Source organism: Hydrogenophaga sp. (assembly GCF_030373225.1).
GTDB lineage: Bacteria > Pseudomonadota > Gammaproteobacteria > Burkholderiales > Burkholderiaceae_C > Hydrogenophaga.
In genome coordinates, this window is sequence record NZ_JAUCZG010000007.1 from 1 (window position 1) to 18,322 (window position 18,322).

Below are 18,322 nucleotides of genomic sequence, written 5' to 3' on the forward strand. Positions count from 1 at the left end.
GAAATTCATGCGCTCAGCAGGCTTCGCTGCGCCGGTTTTGAACACCATCCCTAGGAATTGATATTGACAGCAGGAAGATTGCCTCTGCACATCTAGCAGGTCTTGATGCAAAGCTATTTGACATTAAAGATATTCCAAAGGAAAAATTAGTTCGCTTTACGATAATGAATCACTTTTTGGAGCATGTTCCAAGCGTAGAGGATGTCAAGACGTTTATCAGAAGGGCGTGCCAAGTCTCAACTGACTTTGTATTCATCAAGCAGCCTTACTTTGACGCTGACGGATACTTGTTTCAGAAAGGTTTAAAGATGTTTTGGTCTGATTGGACCGGCCATCCAAATCCGATGAGCACTCTTTCTTTTTATCGGATTCTGTCGCAACTTCAGAATGAAGGGGTTTTCCAGCACTTCTCAATTCATGGCAAAAAAGCTATTCTATCTTCTGATGACGATCATGTTCAATCGGCATTCGCTCCAACCGATCAACACCACTTCGACAAAAGTATCCATCCACCAAAAGTTACTGGATTAAGGTTTCAAATGCCGGTGTTCTACGAAACAGTCGTCTTTATCACCATGCCTGGCATTGCTCACAGAGATCCTTTTAAAAGCATTAAGACGGATATCACATTTATTGACGAGTTCGGAAACTTTTCCAGCAAGTAAGTGGGCATAGGTCCTAATTCCGATTCAATGAGCGCGATTCTATTGGCACAGGTCGAAGAAGGCGCCTTGAATTCAAGGGTTCTCGATACACTTCAATCGGAGTATCGCGATGACTCACAAAATCTTCGAGCTTTACAGAATTTTCAGGTTTTTCTATCCGATCCACTGCTGTGTTCTTCTGATCGAATAGGGAAACTCTCTTGTTTCAACGGGTTTTTGGCTGCTCTCAAATTGCAGCGGTTAAGTTTTCGAGATGAGGCAGGCCCGTTCAATACATTAAATGTGCAGGCATTTTCACCTGTGCAGCCAGTGATCAATGGTCCGCTTGTATCGGTTCTGATAACTTCTTTCAACAGCGCTGAACGCATATGTGCAGCGGTTGAATCACTGCAAAAGCAGTCTTGGCAATCAATTGAAATTATCATCATTGATGATGGCAGTACCGACAACTCCTGTGCTCGGGTTAAAGAGCTAGCCAAGCATGACTCTAGAGTCCGCTCAGTTTTTCTTGAGCAAAACATCGGCACCTATGCTGCCAAGCATTTGGGCTTGCAGTTGGCAACCGGCGAATTCGTCACCTGCCACGACTCCGACGATTGGTCCCACCCGCAGAAGATCGAGCGGCAGGTTCGCCCATTGATCGACAACCCGGATCTGGTCTGCACCGTTTCCTGCTGGATCCGCATCACCGACGAAGGTGAGTTCTATTCGCGCCTGGGCCCGCCGTACATGCGGCTCAACCCGTCTTCCCCACTGTTCCGGCGTGAGCTGGTGTTGCAACGCGCGGGTGCCTGGGACCTTGTGCGCACCGGGGCCGACAGCGAGTTTCTTGCGCGGATCAAGGCGGTGTTCGGGCCAAAAGCGGTGCTGCGCATCAGCCAGCCGTTGGCCTTGGGCAGTCATCGCCCTGGGTCGTTGATGACGGCTGAAGACACAGGCTATTCGGCGGAAGGTCGGTCCAGCTCGCGCCAGGCCTATTGGGATGCGTGGAACCAGTGGCACGCGGCGGCGAAGGCGCGGGGCTCGCGTCCCTGGCTCCCGCCCAACCCTGTGTTGGCGGCAACACACCGCATGTTCGACGCACCCGAAGAGATAAAGGTGCATGCGCCGTTCATTGCCGAAAGCATGAAGGCGCATGGCGTGCCCGGGTTCATGGACGCTCCGGCGCACCGCCCCCACTGGCTGGCCCATTCCAGTGCGGTGGCGCGAATACCTACGCTCGCTGCCTTGGTGGGCGGGCCCGTGTCGTGCGATGGCCGCCTGGCCCAGCGCGACGCACGGCTGGCCGGTGTGCTGGCCTGGGGGCGCAAGCCCAGCGCCTTGCGCGCTGCATGGCGCGCCGCCGATCTGCGGCTGCCCCTGCTGCGCCTTGAAGACGGCTTCCTCCGCTCCTTCAGCACAGGCGACCGCTCTCCCCCGCTTTCCCTGGTGCTCGACGACACCGGCATCTACTACGACAGCACCCGTCCCAGCGCCATCGAACGCCTGCTCGAAAGCAACGAAGACCTGCTGGCCAACGGCGCGGCCGATGACGTGGCGCGGGCCCGTGCCTTGATGGCAGAACACGGCCTGAGCAAATACAACCACGCGCCGCCGCTGGCGCAGGTGCAGGCGGCGCTGGGGCGCCCGTTGCTGCGCGCCACCGATGCCGAGCGTGTGCTGGTGGTTGACCAGACGGCGGGCGACATGAGCATTGCGCTGGGGGGAGCGAGCGCGCAGACCTTTGCCGACATGCTGGCCGCTGCGCTGGCCAACCACCCGCGCGCCACGGTGTATGTGAAGACGCACCCCGAAACCGCTTCGGGCCGCAAGGATGGGCACTTTGCTGCGCTGGCCGGGAGCGAGCGTGTGGTGCTGCTGCGCCAGGCCATCGAGCCGCTGAGCCTGCTGCGCGAGATGGACCGTGTGTATGTGGTCAGCTCCACGCTGGGGTTTGAAGCTGTGCTCGCCGGCAAGCCGGTGCACTGCTTTGGCCTGCCGTGGTACGCGGGCTGGGGCGCCACGGTGGACGCGCAGCGCTGCGAGCGCCCCACACGCCGCCGCACAGTGGACGAGCTGTTTGCCGCCGCCTACCTGCGCTACGCCCGCTACCTCAACCCCGAAACGCATGAGCGCGGCAGCATTTTTGATGTGATCGCCTGGCTGGTGCGCCAGCGCCGCATGGCGGGTTTGCTGGATGCGCCGCATGGCTGACATGGCCGCCCCCGCCTGGCTGGGCCAGCGCCTCATTGGCGTGGGGTTTCGGCGCTGGAAGCAGGCGCATCTGCGGCCGCTGCTCTCGCTGCAGCCAGGGCGCGTGGTGTTTGTGGCCGACGAAGCGGCGGCGGCCGCCTTGTTGCCCACGGCCGCTGACGCGCTGGTGTTCTGGGGCGCCACGCCACCGCCCGGTGTGGCCGCGCTGGCCCAGCGCAGCGGTGCCCGGCTGGTGCGGGTGGAAGACGGGTTTGTGCGCTCGGTGGGACTGGGTTCAGACTTGATTCGCCCGCTTTCGCTGGTGCTCGACACGCAGGGCATCTACTTCGACCCGACCCAGCCCAGCGCACTGGAGAGCCTGCTCAACACCGCCACCTTCGGCGCCGACGAGCTGGCCGAGGCGGCGCGGGTGCGGGCGTTCATCGTGGCGCACGGCCTCACCAAATACAACCACGAGCCGCGTGGCGCAGCGCAGTGGCCCAGCGCCGGGCGGCGGGTGGTGCTGGTACCGGGGCAGGTGGAAGACGACGCCTCCATTCGCCTGGGCTGCACCGGGGTGAACACCAACGCCGGCCTGCTGCGGGCGGCGCGCGCGGCCTGCCCGGACGCATTCATTGTTTACAAGCCCCACCCCGACGTGGCCAGCGGCAACCGGCTGGGCCGCCTGAGCCTGGCCGAGGCCAAGCGCTGGGCCGACCATGTGGAGCCCACGCTGAGCGTGGTGAGCTGCATTGAAGCCTGCGACGAGGTGCACACGCTCACCTCGCTGGCGGGGTTTGATGCGCTGCTGCGTGGCAAACGCGTGGTCACGCACGGCCAGCCGTTTTACGCAGGCTGGGGCCTCACGGCTGACCGTGCCACCGATGGCGTGGCCTGGGCCAGGCGGCAGCGGCGCCTGTCGCTGGACGAACTGGTGGCGGGCACGCTGCTGCGCTATCCCGTCTACTGGGACTGGCAACTGCGCGGCTACACCACCTGCATGGCGGTGCTGCGCCAGCTGGCCAGCACGCGCGACGCCTTGGTGGCCAGCGGCGGGCTCGACCCGCTGCGCACCGGCTGGCTGCGCCGCCAGGGCCGTAAGGCGCGCACGCTGTTTGAGGCGTGGATTCGTCCTTGAAATAAACACTTAATATAACAAATTTGTCCTTCCCAAAAGGACACTTTTGGTAGCATACGACCCTATGGACCATTCATATACGGCAGTGATCTCGCAGAAAGTGGTGGATTCACAAGCCACTGCGCTGCCCAAGCTGACCCGGCGCGATGTCTGGCTGCCGGCGGTTCAGCCGAAAAAGGCCACCGCCGTCATCGGCATGCGGCGGGCGGGCAAAACCAGCTTTCTGTGGCAGCTGATGGCCGAACGGCATGCCGCCGGTACACCCCGAGAAGGTTTGCTCTATTTCAGCTTCGAAGACGAGCGGCTCGCGGGCCTGCGCCTGCAAGACCTTGAACAGCTCGTCGAGACCTACTACCGCCTGAACCCCGAGTGGCGCGACCAGCGCCGGGCCAGCTTTTTTCTGGACGAGGTTCAACTCATTCCAGGCTGGGAAGGTTTTGCCCGCCGCCTGCTGGACAGCGAGAACATCGAACTGTTTCTCTCGGGTTCGTCGGCCCGCATGCTCTCGCGCGAGGTGGCCACCAGCATGCGCGGCCGCGCGCTTGAGGCGGTGGTGAGCCCTTTCAGCTTTCGCGAAGCCTTGCGACACGCGGGGCACGAACCCGCCAAAAGCACACAACGGCTCACCAAAGCCGAGCGCTCGCAGCTCGACCACCATTTGCTCAGCTACTTGACGGTTGGTGGGTTTGCGGAGGCACAGGGCCTGGGCATCAGGGACCATCAGGCCCTCATGCGCAATTACGTGGATGTGGTTTTGTTGCGCGACGTCATTGAGCGGCACAACCTGACGCAGCCGCAGGTGTTGCGTTGGATGGTGCAGCAGTTGCTGGGCAATGCGGCCGGCGCGTTCAGCATCAACAAGTTTCATGCGGACCTCAAGTCCAGGGGCGTGCCGGTGGGCAAAGACACCTTGCACGACATGCTGGCCAACCTCGAAGACGCGTTTTTGCTCTGCAGCGTGGGCATTGCCACCAGCTCACCGCGCCAAAGGCAGGTGAATCCGCGCAAGGTGTACCCGGTGGACACGGGACTCATGGGAATGTTTGCCCTCTCGGGCAAGGCCAACACGGGCCATGCCCTTGAAACTGTGGTGCTGCACAGCCTTCAGGCGGCGGGCGCCGATGTGGCCTATGTGCGCTCACCCACCGGTTACGAGGTGGATTTTTACGCCCGGCACCCCGGCGGACAAGAACTGCTGGTGCAGGTGTGTGCCGACATCAGCCAACCCGACACCCTGGCCCGGGAGGTGCGCGCCTTGCAAGAGGCAGCGCCACTGTGGCCGCAGGCCCAATGCCAGCTGGTCGCGCTGCATGTGCCGAGTCAGATCGCAGTGCCCGATGGCATCACGCTGTGCCCAGCCACGGACTGGCTGCTGGGCATGGGCGGGGAGCGGTGATGAACCCACTGTCGACCGGCGTGCAGCGCAGACGCGTGCACTACTTCAGCGGCTTCGACGCGCGTGGCCCGGCGCATTACCACCGCCTGTGCCGCGACGAGGCAGCCAAGCCGCAGCCACAGGGCGGCGTGGTGCAGGTGGGCCGGCGAGAGAAGCAGTCGCGCCTGTTCAGCCGCTGGCAGGTGAGCTGGCAGGCCAGCGCCGAGGCGCCCGAGAGCGTGCAGACCGAGCACGTGTTCATGAGCTGGGACGATGTGATCCGCGCGCACTGGAGCCGCGGCCCCTGGGCGCTGCTGCGCGAGTTCGTGCAGACTTATGCGGCCATCGTGCGCGATGTGGGGCCGGCCCGCGTGAAGCAGATGTACGACAACGCCTACCTCACCGGCATCCTGCCGGCGGTGTACCTGCTGGGCACGCTGCTGTTGGGGGTGTTGGTCGGCCTGGCACTGAGCCTGGGCATGGGCGCCTGGGGCTGGCTGGCCACGCCGGCGGTGGTGGCAGGGCTGTGGGTGTATGGCGCGCACAAGGGTTTGTTCTGGCTGCTGCGCATCTTCACTTTCATCATTCGCATGGGGCGCGGGCCGCTGCCGGGCCTGCAGGCGCGCACCACCGAGTGGGTGAACGACATCGTGCAGCGCCAGCAGCAAGACCCGGTGGACGAGGTGCTGCTGGTGGGCCACAGCGTGGGCACGCTGGTGATGGTGGACGCGGTGGACCAGCTCATGCGCGACCCGCGCTGGCAAGCGCTGCAGCAGGGCCGCACCACCGGCATGGTGACGCTGGGCCAGTGTTATCCGTTCGTGGCCATGGTGCCGCGCGCTGGCGCGTTTCGCGAGGCGCTGCAGCGGCTCTGCCGTGCGCCCGGGCTGTTGTGGTGGGACGTGTCGGCCCGCATCGACCCGCTGTGCTTCTACAACACGCATCCGCTGGCGCGCAGCGGCACGCCACACGAGGGGCTGCCTCTGCCGGTGCTGCACAACGCGAAGTTCTTCCAGATGTACGAGCCTGCGCGCTGGGCGCGCATTCGCGCCGACAAACTGCAGACGCACTTTCTCTACCTCATGACACCCGACAAGCCGGGCAACTTTCACCTGTGCGACGTGCTTTACGGGCCGCGCGGGCTGCAGCAACACATGGCGGCCAAGGGCCTGCCAGAGCAGGGGGCGGCTTGATACCGCCGCGCCCCGAGCCGCTGGCGCAGCCGCGCCTGGGCCTGCTGTGGTTCGCCCGTGTGGCGCACTCGTGGCTGGACGCGCTGACCGTCAAGAGTTACCACATGCTGCTGGGCCAGTTCCGGCTGCCGGGCATGCGGGTGTTTGTGGTCAACGACCCGGCATGGGTCGAGCGCATGTTGATCGCAGAGCCGCACAACTACCCCAAGCACCGCCTGATGCACGAGGCACTGGAGCCACTGCTGGGCTCGAGCCCGTTCACCACCAACGGGCCGCTGTGGCAGCGCCAGCGCCGCATGCTCGACCAGGCCTTCGGCCATGCGCGGCTGGGCCGGGTGTTCGGGTTGATGCAGCAAGCGTGCAACGACATGCAGGCGCGCTTGCAGGCCGGCACGCTCGACGTGGACGGCGCCATGACCCATGTCACGGCCGACATTGTTCACCGCACGATCTTCTCGCTCCCCCTGCTGGCGCAAGAGGCCGACACGCTGTTTGGCGCCTTCACGCGTTACCAGCAACTGGCGCAGCGCGCGGTGTTTCTGAAGCTGTTGCGCCTGCCCCCTTTGTGGTTGAACCGCTCAAAGCAGCGGCAGGCGGCCATCATTCGTGGCTTTCTGGCGGCCCGGGTGCGCGAGCGTTTCGCCAGCCGAAGCACCGACGACGAAGCGCAGGGCGCCGACATCCTGGCCGGGCTGCGCTCGGCGGTGGACCCGCAAGACGGCTCCCGCCTGAGCGAGACCGAGGTGCTCGACCAGATCTGCATGCTGTTTCTGGCCGGGCACGAAACCTCGGCGAGCGCGCTGAGCTGGTGCCTCTATCTGCTGGCCGAGAGCTCCGGTCTGCAGCAGACGCTGCGCGACGAAGTGGCCGCCACCACCCAGGGCGAGCCCCTGCAGGCGGGCGATGTGCGCAAGCTGGTGCAACTGCATGCACTGTTTCGCGAGGTGCTGCGGCTGTACCCGCCGGTGGGCTACTTCCCGCGCGAGGCGGTGGCCGACCAGGTCATTCGCGGCAGCCAGGTGCGACGTGGAGATGCGCTGCTGGTGTTCCCCTGGCTGCTGCACCGCCATCGCCGCTTCTGGGTCGAACCCGACGCCTTCGAACCGGGGCGTTTTGACTCCCAGGGCTCGGCCGACCCACCCAAGGGAACCTACCTGCCGTTTGGCATGGGTGCACGCGCCTGCATCGGCGCCGGCTTTGCCATGCAGGAGGCGGCACTGATCTTGAGCACCTTGCTGCAACACCACTGCCTGCGGCCGGCGCCCGGGCCGGCGCCCCGGGTGGTGGGCCGGCTCACGGTGCGTTCGGCCGACGGCATTCGTGTGCAACTGGAAGCCCTGCACGCCGGGGCGGCGCATGACTGACTGGCGCATGGCGCTGGTGCGCCGCTGGCGCACGCGCAACGAGGCTCGAGCCCACACCCGGGTGCTGGTGCTGGGCGACTCGCATGTTCGCGTGTTCGAGCACTGGTGGTTTCTGTGGGCGCTGCCGCGCGTGCGCTGGCACATCGTGTACGTGGCCGGCGGCACCGCCACCGGGCTGCCCAACCCGCAGTCGGCCACGCGCGCGCGCACCCGCTTCGACGAAGCCCTGGCCGGCCCGCCGTCCGACCTGGTGGTGATCAACCTGGGCGAGGTGGACACCGGCTACACCATCTGGGCGCGGGCCGAACGCAACGGCAGCGACCCGCGCGCGGCCATGGCGCAGGCGGTGCAGCGCTACGCGGCCTTCATCACCGAGGTGGCCCGGCAGCACCGCGTGGTGGTGGTGGGCGCGCCGCTGCCCACGCTGCCCGACGACTTTGTGCCCGGCGATGACGTGGGCAGCACACGCAAGAGCGTGATCCACAGCCAGACCAAACGCACCGAACTCACACTGGCGTTCAACGCATCGGTAGCGGCAGCCTGCGCCGAACTCGGGGTGCCGCACCTCGACGACCGCGCTGACAGCCTGGGCGCCGACGGCAAGGTCAAGGCTTCCTGGCAACGCACCGACCGCGCCGACCACCACTACGATCGCAAGACCTACGCGCGCTGGCTGGCGCGTGCGCTCCACCCTCACCTTCCAGCACCCCGACGCTGAACGCATGCACTTCTGCCCCGCCTATCCCAAACCGCGCAAAAACAAGGCCTCGGCCCTGCTGATGTTCTTCAGCGCGCGCCGCTCATGGCTGGACGCGCTCTACGAACGCAGCTACCGCATGCAGATGGGCGAGGTGCATCTGCCGGGCATGGACATGTACATGGTCAACGAGCCCGCGCTGGTCAAACGGGTGCTGAGCGAAGAGGCCGATGCGTTCCCCAAGAGCCCGCTGATGGGCGAGGCGCTGCAGCCGCTGCTGGGCGACAGCATCTTCACCACCAACGGCGCGCAATGGAAACGCCAGCGCGACATGATGGACCCGGCCTTTGCGCAGGCGCGGCTGAATGTGGCCTTTCCGGTGATGCGCGCGGCCACGCAGGACATGATGGAACGCCTGGAAGGCCTGCCCGATGGCACGGAGCACGACCTGGAGGAAGAGATGACGCACGTGACGGCCGACATCATCTTTCGCACCATCTTCTCGGTGCCCATGGAGGGCAGCGACGCGCGGCGCATGTTCGAGGCGTTCGCGCGTTTCCAGGCCATTGCGCCGCGCTTGATGCTGCCTTCGCTCTTCGGCATGCGCTGGCTGGTGTGGCCCTGGGACGCCTGGCAGAGCCGGCGTGCGGCGCGCGAGATACGGGGCCTGCTGGCCAGCCTGATCCGTCCGCGCTTCGACGCGCACCGCGAGGGTCAGCCGGCGGCGGGCACCGACATCCTGCAGGCCTTCATGGAAGCGCGCGACCCGGCCAACGGCATGGCGTTCGGCTTCGAGGAACTGGTGGACCAGGTGGCCATGCTGTTTCTGGCCGGTCATGAAACATCGGCCAGTGCCCTCACCTGGGCCTGCCATTTGCTGGCCAACGACAGCGGGGTGCAGGAGCGCGCACACGCCGAGGTGATGACGCAGATCGGGTGGCGCGAGGCGCAGGCGGGCGACATGAAGGCACTCGACCTGGTGCGCAACGTGTTTCGTGAAACGCTGCGGCTGTTTCCGCCGGTGGGGTTTTTTGCACGCCAGTCCGCCAGCGCCTGCACCATGCGCAAGAAGCCGGTGCGCGAAGGCGCGACGGTGGTGGTGGCACCGTGGCTGATCCAGCGGCACCGCGACCTGTGGACAGAACCCGACGCCTTCAATCCGGACCGCTACGCCGAAGACGCTTCGCGCGAATCGCTGCGCCAGGCCTACCTGCCGTTCGGCATGGGGCCGCGCGTGTGCCTGGGCGCGGCCTTTGCCTTGCAGGAGGCCACGCTCATCCTGGCGTGTCTGCTGCGGCGCTACCGGCTCACGGCGGTGCCCGGCCACGAGCCCCGGCCGGTGGGCCGGTTGACCATTCGATCGGCCAATGGCGTTCGGCTGCAACTGCACCGCAGGGAGGCAACCGCATGAGAGAGCGGCTGGCCGGCTTTGCGCTGATGTGTCTGGTGGTGCCGCTGGCCGTGGTGGGCTACCTCATGCTGGTGTGGATCGGCATCTTCGGCCCCAACGCCCGCGGCCGCGCAGGTGTGCGCGCGCTGGACCACTTCGTCAACGCCACTGTGTTCAATGGCTACGCATGGGAATCGATTTCGTCCCACGCCTGGCGCGAGCGCGACCGCAAACGATGGGCACGCACCGTCATCCGCATCACCGACTGGTTTCAGAAGAACCACTGCCAGCGCGCCAACAAACGAGAGCAGCCCGTGGTGGACCAGATTGTGAAAAGCGGTCTGGACAAGCAGACCATCTTCTGACGGATCACCGCTTTCGGTGTGGACATGAAAAAACCCGCCGAAGCGGGTTTTTTCATGGGCCGCGGCGTGAGGCCGAGAGCGACATCAGAAGGCGTGGCGCACGCCGACGGCGTAGATGCGGTCTTCGTCGATCTTCGCGCCAGCGCCGTCTTTTTCCTGGGCGGTCATCACACCACCGTACAGGGCCGTGCGCTTGGACACTGCGTACAGGGCGGACAGGCTGAAGCCATCGCGCTTGGCCGCTCCATCGTCCTTGGAGTGAGCGTAGCCCCCGGACAGCGTCAGTGCCGCGCTCAGAGGAAAGTCGGCACCAACGCTGAAGTCGTTGGTCTTGGGCGTGCCGAACAACTTGGTTTGACCGTAGCTGGACAGCAGCTTGAATGCGCCGAAGTCGTATGAAGCGCCCAGGCGGGTGTACTTGGGATCCGGGCCGATGGCGCCGTCGTCCTGGTAGCCCAGGCCGACATACAAGGGGCCACTGGCGTACTGGACAGCGATGGCCGCCGTGTCGGCTTTCACGGCATTGCTCTCGTCCAGCGAGTAGGAAGCCGAACCGCTGAAGCCACCGAAAGAAGGCGACAAGTACTTGAACGTGTTGCTGCGGCGAGCGGTGTAGCCGACGCTGCGGAACACTTGGTATTCAGCGGACAGAACAGAGTCGAACGAGGCGAAGGCCAGGCCGCTCATGTCTTCCAGCGAGGTGGTGTTGTAGCCCCACTGGAATTCACCGAAGCCACCGGAGAGACCCACCCACGATGCGCGGGAGAAGCCAGCAGGCATGGTGCCGACGTCGGCATTGATCGCTGCTTCCAGGTTGAAGTTGGCCTTCAAGCCACCACCGAGGTCTTCCGAACCACGCACGCCCCAACGGCTGGTGCTCAAACCACCGGAGTCCAGCACGCTCACGGCCGATGAGCCCACTCCGCTTTTCACGCTGCCGACATAGGCGTCGACGATGCCGTAGAGCTGCACGCTGGACTGCGCCTGGGCGAAGCCCGAAACCGAACCGAGAACGGCCAGAGCCATAAGAGATTTTTTCAAAACGGAATCCTCCTGGGGGGTGGTCACGGTGCCTGGCATCCGGTGACGGGGTGATTGAAACAAAGCGATTCCATTTTAGAAAGTATGGGAAGCTTTGACCCGCCTCGTCCCTCAAAAACCATAGCAATCAAGCATCTGTGAGGCTCACACAACAGATAGGTGAAGACGCTTGTCGAGGTTTCTCATGGATTGGGTGCGCACGCGCACTCAATGGGCGGAGCGTGGGGGCCACAACACACTCGCAATCGCCACCATCACCAGCGCCACCGCTGCCCAGTCCTGCCAGTGCAGCACCTCGTTCAGCCACCAGGCACCGCTGAACACGCCGAGCACCGGAATGAACATCACCGACAGGGTGGAGGCCACCGGTGGCAGGTCGCGCGCCATCATGAGCCAGGCCACCTGCGCAAAGGCAAACACGCCCAGCGCGTTGTAGACGATGGCGCCCCAGACCACCGGGGTGGGCGCCACCCAGGCCGACCTCTCGAACAGCACGGCCGCGGTGGTCATCCACAGCGCGGTGAACACCGTCATCCAGAACGAAATGGCCAGGGTGGGCTGGGGCAGCTTCGTGCGACGGAGCATCTGCGTGCCCAGCGCCCAGGCGAGCGCGGCGGTGAGCATCATGACCACGCCCAGCGGCTTGCCGGTGAGTTGTGTGACTTCGTGCCACAGCAGCAGCATCACCCCCAGGGCCGCCGCAGCCACCCCACCCCAGGCGCGCGCGCTCAGTTTCTGCCCGAACCACCAGGCACCGACCATGGCCGAGAACACCGGCATGGTGTAGCCCAGAATGGCCGCCCGCCCGCTCGACAGGGTCTGGATGGCCAGCACCGCCAGCGTGTGCCAGACCAGCATGTTGAAGACGGTGAGCACGAACAGTTCGCGCCAGTGTTCGCGTCCGATGCGAAACGGCACGCGCCGCCACACCAGCACCAGCGCCAGCACCGGCAGACCGATCCACATGCTGATGCTGCGGAAGGTGAGTGCCGGGAAACCGGTCACGCCCAATTTCATGATCGGCCAGTTGATGCCCCACACCAGGGTGAGCAGAACCAGGAGGATGAGTTGTTGGCGCGACAGGGCTTGCATGGGTGGCGATCTTAGAGGGAACCCTGCTGCCGCGTGCCCGACGACGGGCGCCCTTGCCCGCCACCTAAAATCCCGGCATGACTTTTCTCGACATGCTGCGCGGCGCCGAGCGCCAGAACCGCTCCCTGCTCTGCGTGGGCCTCGATCCGGACCCGGCGCGTTTTCCGTCGAAGCTCAAGGGCGACGCCAGCCGCATTTTCGATTTCTGCGCGGCCATCGTCGATGCCACCGCCGACACCGCCATCGCCTTCAAGCCCCAGATCGCCTACTTCGCTGCGCACCGTGCCGAGGCCCAGCTGGAACGGCTGATGGAACACATGCGCCGCACGGCGCCGCAGGTGCCCACGATCCTGGACGCCAAGCGTGGTGACATCGGCAGCACCGCACAGCAATACGCCATCGAAGCGTTCGAGCGCTACGGCGCCGACGCCGTGACGCTCTCGCCGTTCATGGGCTTCGACTCCGTGCAGCCCTATCTTGAATACCACGGCAAGGGCGCGTTCCTGCTGTGCCGCACCTCCAACCCCGGCGGCGACGACCTGCAAAGCCAGCGCCTGGGTTCGGTTGAAGGGCAGCCGCTGCTGTACGAACATGTGGCGCGGCTCGCGCAAGGCCCCTGGAACCTGAACGGCCAACTCGGTCTGGTGGTGGGCGCCACCTACCCGGCAGAGATAGAGAGGGTGCGCGCCATCGCGCCCACCTTGCCGCTGCTCATTCCCGGCGTGGGCGCACAGGGCGGCGACGCGGTGGCCACGGTGCGCGCCGGCCTTCGCACGCAGGGCGACACCACCACCGGGCCCATCATCGTGAACTCGTCGCGCGCCATCCTGTATGCGTCCGACGGCGATGACTTCGCGGCGGCCGCCCGCCACGCCGCCCTCAAAACGCGTGACGAACTGCACGCAGCCCGCATCTGAATTTCGACCGGTGGCGCAGCGGATACCCCCGAACGGTATAGCCGTCCGGCGGGTGCCGCAGGCGCGCCACAGCCAGCTGTAACCGTTTGAAACCCGGACCGGGCAGCCGAATCCGGCTGCCTAGACTCGCGCTCGTCCACTGGAGGAGAAGTCCCGATGACGAACGTTGAAACGCCAGATCTGTCCGCGCCGCCGGCGCTGAACCCCGGAACTGCTGCCGCGGCGGCACCCGATGACAACCCCGCCAGGCCCGCTGCGCTGCTGGCTTCGGCGGCTGCAGCCACGGCCTTGCTTGCTGCCTGCGGCGGAGGCTCGGAGAGCAGCGAACCGGCGCCGCTGGTGGTGGTGCCGTTGCCTGCCGAGCAAATCAGCGGCTTCCGGTTTGCAAGTGCGACCAACGACGAGGAAGGCGCCCGCTTCCTGCAACAGGCGCAGTTCTCGTCGACCCGCGAGGAAATCGCGGCTGTGCGCAGCGACAACTTTCCGATGTGGCTGGCGCGCCAGTACCAGACGCCGCTGCGCTCCAATGGGTGGGACTGGCTGGAGTCCCAGGGCTACGGCGCAGTGGACACCAACGAGTACTACTTCAGCACGCGCCCGGCCGACCACATGCTGTGGAACCAGCTCCTCAGCGGTCCGGACGCCATGCGAAAACGCATGGCGCTGGCGCTCTCCGAGTTCTTCGTGAGCTCGATGACGTCAGCCGAATTCACCTGGCGCAGCCATGCCTATGCCTCCTGGTGGGACATGCTGGTTCGCAACGCCTTCGGCAACTACCGCCAGTTGCTGGAAGACGTGACGCTGCATCCCGCCATGGGGTACTTCCTCAACACCAAGGGCAACCGCAAGGAAGACACACGCACAGGACGTGTGCCGGACGAAAACTACTCGCGAGAGGTGATGCAGCTGTTCACCATCGGACTGGTGAACCTCAACCTGGACGGCAGCAGCCGCGGCACCGAGAGCTATACCCAGGATGACGTGACCAACCTGGCGCGGGTGTTCACCGGCTACGACTTTGACCGTTCGGACGGTGTGCGCCTGACCCGACCCAACAGCACCAGCACCATCGAGTCCCACGCGTTCGCACGCAAGCCCATGTCGCTCACGGCCAGCAACCATTCAACCCTGGAAGCGCGTTTTCTGGGGGCAAGGGTGCCGGAAAACGCCTCGGGTGCGGAGGCGCTTCGCATCGCGATGGACACCTTGTTCAACCATCCCAACGTGGGCCCTTTCTTCGCCCGTCAGATGATCCAGCGCCTGGTGACCAGCCATCCAAGCCCGGCCTATGTGGCTCGGGTGGCCTCGCGCTTCAACGACAACGGTGCTGGCGTGCGCGGTGACCTGCAGGCGGTGTGGACGGCCATCCTGCTGGACGACGAAGCCCGCCGCCCCGACGGACGCACCGATCCCACCTTTGGCAAGCTGCGCGAGCCCATGCTGCGGTTCATCCAGTGGGGACGAAGCTTCGGGGTGCGGTCAGCGGCCAACACCTGGAAGATCGGAGACCTCAGCGGTGCCTCGAACCAGCTCGGGCAAAGCCCGTTGCGCTCACCGTCCGTGTTCAACTTTTTCCGACCGGGCTATGTGCCGCCCTCGACCAGTCTGGCCACCGCAGGAGCCACGGCGCCGGAGTTCCAGATCGTCAACGAAACCTCGGTGGGCGGCTACCTCAACTTCATGCAGAACACCATCGATCGAGGTGTGGCGGACGTGACGGCCGACTACGCCCGGGAGCTGGCCTTGGTGCAGAACGCACAGGCACTGGTCGACCACGTGTGCCTGGTGCTGGGAGCCGGCTCCATCTCCACGGTCAGCCGCGCGGTCATGGTGAGCGCACTCGAGGCCACCCCGATCACGGCCAGCAGCACGGCCGACGTTCGACGCCGACGTGTGCTGGCAGCCATCTTCATGGTCATGGGTTGCCCCGAGTACCTGGTCCAAAAGTAAAGCGGAGCCCAACATGCACTTCATCGACCCGCAGAAACACACCCGCCGCGCCTTCCTGCGCCGCGCCGGACAGCTCGCATTCACCGGCGCTGCCCTGCCCACGGCCATCAACCTCGCGGCCATGGGCGAGGCTGCCGCCTTCGACGCCACCGACTACAAGGCGCTGGTCTGCGTCTTCCTCTTTGGCGGCAACGACTACGCCAATACCGTGGTCAACTACGACCTCGACAGCTACGGTCGCTACAACACCATCCGCGGTGGACGCTCCGACTTTTCCGGCGGCGGCATTGCCATACCCCGCGCCGAGCTTGCAGCCACCCTGCTCGACCCCACCACGCCGCTGGCAGACGGTCGGCAATACGCCTTGCACCCGATGATGACGGGGCTGGCAAACCTGTTCAACACAGGTCGGGCTGCGGTGCAACTCAACGTCGGCCCGCTGGTGGTTCCCCTCACGCGTCAGCAGTACAACAGCTCCAACCGCGTGCTGTACCCACGTCCGCCCAAGCTGTTCTCGCACAACGACCAGCAGTCCGTCTGGCAAACCTCGGGGGCAGAAGGCACCACCCAGGGCTGGGGCGGGCACATCGGCGATCTGGCCCGGCCTGGAAACGGCTCCAACAATGTGCTGACCTGCATCTCGGTGGCCGGCAACACCGTGTTTCTGTCGGGCGATCAGGCGCTGTCCTACCAGGTCAGTTCCGGCGGCGCCGTGAGGATCAATGGACTCAACGGCAATGTGTACAGCTCTGCGGCGGTGCGGGCAGCGATGCTGCAGCTGGCGCTTCAGGAGCGCAGTCACCGGCTGGAAAAGGAATACAACCTCGTCACCGCCAGGGCGTTCAGCACCGAAGGCGCGGTGAGCAACGCGCTGAGCCAGTTTCCAGCCACCGATGCGCCCTTCAACAGCTTCCCGGCGCAGAACGGTCTGGCGGACCAGCTCAAGCTGGTTGCACGCCTGATCGCCGCGCGCGACACGCTGGGCACCAAGCGCCAGGTGTTCTTTGTCTCCATGGGCGGATTCGATCTGCACGACGTCCTGATCAACAACCAGGCCACCCTGATGGGGCGACTGAGCAGCGCACTCACCGCGTTCCACGCCGCCACAGTCAGCCTGGGCGTGGCCGACAAGGTGACCGCCTTCACCGCTTCCGACTTCGGTCGCACCCTGCAGAGCAACGGCGACGGCTCCGACCATGGCTGGGGCTCCCACCATCTGATTGTGGGCGGTGCGGTGCGCGGCCGGGCCTTCTACGGCAAGGCGCCGCCGGTGAGCGTGACCAACAGCACCACCGATGCGTTCGACCAGTGGCATGTGGGCCAGGGACGGCTGCTGCCCAGCACCTCGGTGGACCAGTACGCCGGCACGCTGGCCACCTGGTTCGGTGTGCAGGGCGCCGAGATGAACGGCATCCTGCCCAACCTGGGCAACTTCAACTCTGTCGATTACCCGCGCGACATGGGCTTCATGTTGTAACCCCCCGCGCCGCGCCTGCGGCGCGTCACCCCCCAGGGGGCAACACCTGCGGCCTGGCAGAGCCGGTTCCGCGGTGTTCCCGACCTGACAGCGCGCCCCGGTGGAATCTCTAAGATGGCCCTGACTTCCTCACAGGGCCACTGCATGATCGATCTCTACACGGCGGCAACGCCCAACGGACACAAGGTGTCCATCGCGCTCGAAGAACTCGGGCTGCCCTACACGCTGAAGGTGCTCGACCTCTCGAAGGGCGAGCAGAAGACGCCGGCGTTTCTGGCGATCAACCCCAACGGCCGCATCCCGGCCATCGTCGATCACGAGGCCGATGGTTTTGCGGTGTTCGAGTCGGGCGCCTGCCTGGTGTACCTGGCCGAGAAGACCGGCCGCCTCATGCCCGCGGACACCAGGGGCCGCTCGCTGGTGATGCAGTGGCTGATGTTCCAGATGGGCGGCATTGGCCCGATGATGGGACAGGCCAACGTGTTCTTCCGCTACTTTCCGGAAAAGATCCCGGCGGTGATCGACCGCTACCAGGGCGAGAGCAAACGCCTGTTTCGTGTGCTCGACGCGCAACTCAAGGACCACGAATTCCTCGCGGGCGACTATTCGATCGCCGATATCGCGAACTGGGCCTGGGTGCGCACCCACCGGTGGTCGGGCGTGGAAGTGGACGACCTGCCGAACCTGGTGCGCTGGCGCGACGCGATCCGCTCGCGCGCGGCGGTGCAGCGCGGCATCGAGCGGCCGGCGTCGAGAGTCGACCTCACGCGCGACGGAGATGAAGGCGCCAGGAAGTTTGCCGAAGAGGCCCGCACCATGGTCGAGATGGGCCAGAGCCTGAAAGGCAACACGCCATGAAGCTGTATGTGTCGCAACGCGCACCCAACCCGCGGCGGGTGCAGATGTTCATGGCCGAAAAAGGCATCGAGGGCATCGAGCAGGTCATGGTGGACCTGAACGCGCAGGAACATCGCGCGCCCGGCTTTCTCACCAAGAGCCCGCTGGCGCGCATTCCGGTGCTGGAACTCGACGACGGTCGCACGCTGTGCGAGACCCGCGCGATCTGCACCTGGCTGGAGGGTTGGCAAAGCCAGCCCAACCTGATGGGCGAAACGGCAGAAGAGCGCGCGTTCATCGAAATGGCCGACCGGCGCATGGAGTGGTACCTGATGCTGCCGCTGGCCAATGCGATCCGGCACACACACCCGGGCCTGGCTCCGCTGGAGCAGCCGCAGTTCCCCGATTACGGTCAATCGCAATTGAGCAAGGCGCTGGAAACGGCTGCCTGGCTCGACGGTGAGCTGCAGCGCCAGCCCTGGGTGGCCGGTGAGCGCTTCACCATCGCCGACATCACCGCGTTCTGCACCGTGGAGTTCGCCCGACTGGCGCGCTTCAAGCCCGCCGACGCGGGTCTGCATGCGCTGCAGGCCTGGCGCGACAAGGTGGCCGCCCGACCCAGCGCACAGGCCTGAGCACCCGTCGGGCC

At 65.1% G+C, this 18,322-nt stretch carries 16 protein-coding genes; 14 read left to right on the plus strand and 2 right to left on the minus strand.

The window, feature by feature from the left end:
• Positions 1 to 344: 344 nt before the first annotated feature.
• From QUV35_RS05725 to QUV35_RS05765, 9 genes are all read left to right on the plus strand, one after another.
• Entirely contained in the window at positions 345 to 665 is a 321-nt protein-coding gene (locus QUV35_RS05725) for a hypothetical protein (protein WP_300871531.1), read from the plus strand.
• 27 nt (positions 666 to 692) lie between these two features.
• Positions 693 to 2,858: a glycosyltransferase gene (locus tag QUV35_RS05730; protein WP_300871532.1), complete on the plus strand. Its 2,166-nt coding sequence runs from the start codon at positions 693 to 695 to the stop codon at positions 2,856 to 2,858.
• Complete coding sequence (locus QUV35_RS05735) at positions 2,851 to 3,975, plus strand: hypothetical protein (RefSeq protein ID WP_300871533.1); 1,125 nt, start codon at positions 2,851 to 2,853, stop codon at positions 3,973 to 3,975. Before QUV35_RS05730 ends, QUV35_RS05735 begins: the two co-directional genes overlap by 8 nt.
• A 64-nt stretch (positions 3,976 to 4,039) precedes the next feature.
• The gene (locus QUV35_RS05740; RefSeq protein ID WP_300871534.1) at positions 4,040 to 5,371 is read left to right on the plus strand and encodes an ATP-binding protein; all 1,332 of its coding nucleotides are present in this window, start codon (positions 4,040 to 4,042) and stop codon (positions 5,369 to 5,371) included.
• A complete protein-coding gene (locus QUV35_RS05745; protein WP_300871536.1) occupies positions 5,371 to 6,543 on the plus strand; it encodes a hypothetical protein in 1,173 nt (390 codons plus the stop codon). Before QUV35_RS05740 ends, QUV35_RS05745 begins: the two co-directional genes overlap by 1 nt.
• Entirely contained in the window at positions 6,540 to 7,907 is a 1,368-nt protein-coding gene (locus QUV35_RS05750; protein ID WP_300871538.1) for a cytochrome P450, read from the plus strand. Before QUV35_RS05745 ends, QUV35_RS05750 begins: the two co-directional genes overlap by 4 nt.
• Positions 7,900 to 8,625 carry an SGNH/GDSL hydrolase family protein gene (locus QUV35_RS05755; protein ID WP_300871539.1) on the plus strand — a complete coding sequence of 242 codons (726 nt, stop codon included), beginning with the start codon at positions 7,900 to 7,902 and terminating at the stop codon, positions 8,623 to 8,625. The genes QUV35_RS05750 and QUV35_RS05755 overlap by 8 nt, the downstream gene beginning before the upstream one ends.
• A gap of 4 nt (positions 8,626 to 8,629) precedes the next feature.
• Complete coding sequence (locus tag QUV35_RS05760) at positions 8,630 to 10,015, plus strand: cytochrome P450 (RefSeq protein WP_300871541.1); 1,386 nt, start codon at positions 8,630 to 8,632, stop codon at positions 10,013 to 10,015.
• Positions 10,012 to 10,359: a hypothetical protein gene (locus QUV35_RS05765; RefSeq protein ID WP_300871543.1), complete on the plus strand. Its 348-nt coding sequence runs from the start codon at positions 10,012 to 10,014 to the stop codon at positions 10,357 to 10,359. The genes QUV35_RS05760 and QUV35_RS05765 overlap by 4 nt, the downstream gene beginning before the upstream one ends.
• A gap of 84 nt (positions 10,360 to 10,443) precedes the next feature.
• Here the strand turns inward: QUV35_RS05765 and QUV35_RS05770 are convergent, their stop codons facing one another.
• Together QUV35_RS05770 and QUV35_RS05775 are read right to left on the minus strand one after the other, a co-directional pair.
• Entirely contained in the window at positions 10,444 to 11,385 is a 942-nt protein-coding gene (locus QUV35_RS05770) for a porin (protein WP_300871545.1), read from the minus strand.
• Between the two features lie 222 nt (positions 11,386 to 11,607).
• A complete protein-coding gene (locus QUV35_RS05775; protein WP_300871546.1) occupies positions 11,608 to 12,492 on the minus strand; it encodes an EamA family transporter in 885 nt (294 codons plus the stop codon).
• Between the two features lie 77 nt (positions 12,493 to 12,569).
• Between QUV35_RS05775 and pyrF the strand changes: the two genes are divergently transcribed.
• The 5 genes from pyrF to QUV35_RS05800 all read left to right on the plus strand — a co-directional run bounded on the left by pyrF (position 12,570) and on the right by QUV35_RS05800 (position 18,308).
• The gene (gene pyrF, locus QUV35_RS05780) at positions 12,570 to 13,409 is read left to right on the plus strand and encodes an orotidine-5'-phosphate decarboxylase (protein ID WP_300871548.1); all 840 of its coding nucleotides are present in this window, start codon (positions 12,570 to 12,572) and stop codon (positions 13,407 to 13,409) included.
• A gap of 156 nt (positions 13,410 to 13,565) precedes the next feature.
• Positions 13,566 to 15,359: a DUF1800 domain-containing protein gene (locus tag QUV35_RS05785; protein ID WP_300871550.1), complete on the plus strand. Its 1,794-nt coding sequence runs from the start codon at positions 13,566 to 13,568 to the stop codon at positions 15,357 to 15,359.
• A gap of 13 nt (positions 15,360 to 15,372) precedes the next feature.
• Positions 15,373 to 16,836, plus strand: a complete 1,464-nt coding sequence (locus QUV35_RS05790; RefSeq protein ID WP_300871552.1) for a DUF1501 domain-containing protein — start codon at positions 15,373 to 15,375, stop codon at positions 16,834 to 16,836.
• A gap of 144 nt (positions 16,837 to 16,980) precedes the next feature.
• A complete protein-coding gene (locus tag QUV35_RS05795) occupies positions 16,981 to 17,694 on the plus strand; it encodes a glutathione S-transferase N-terminal domain-containing protein (RefSeq protein ID WP_300871693.1) in 714 nt (237 codons plus the stop codon).
• Positions 17,691 to 18,308, plus strand: a complete 618-nt coding sequence (locus QUV35_RS05800) for a glutathione S-transferase (RefSeq protein ID WP_300871553.1) — start codon at positions 17,691 to 17,693, stop codon at positions 18,306 to 18,308. The genes QUV35_RS05795 and QUV35_RS05800 overlap by 4 nt, the downstream gene beginning before the upstream one ends.
• Positions 18,309 to 18,322: the final 14 nt, after the last annotated feature.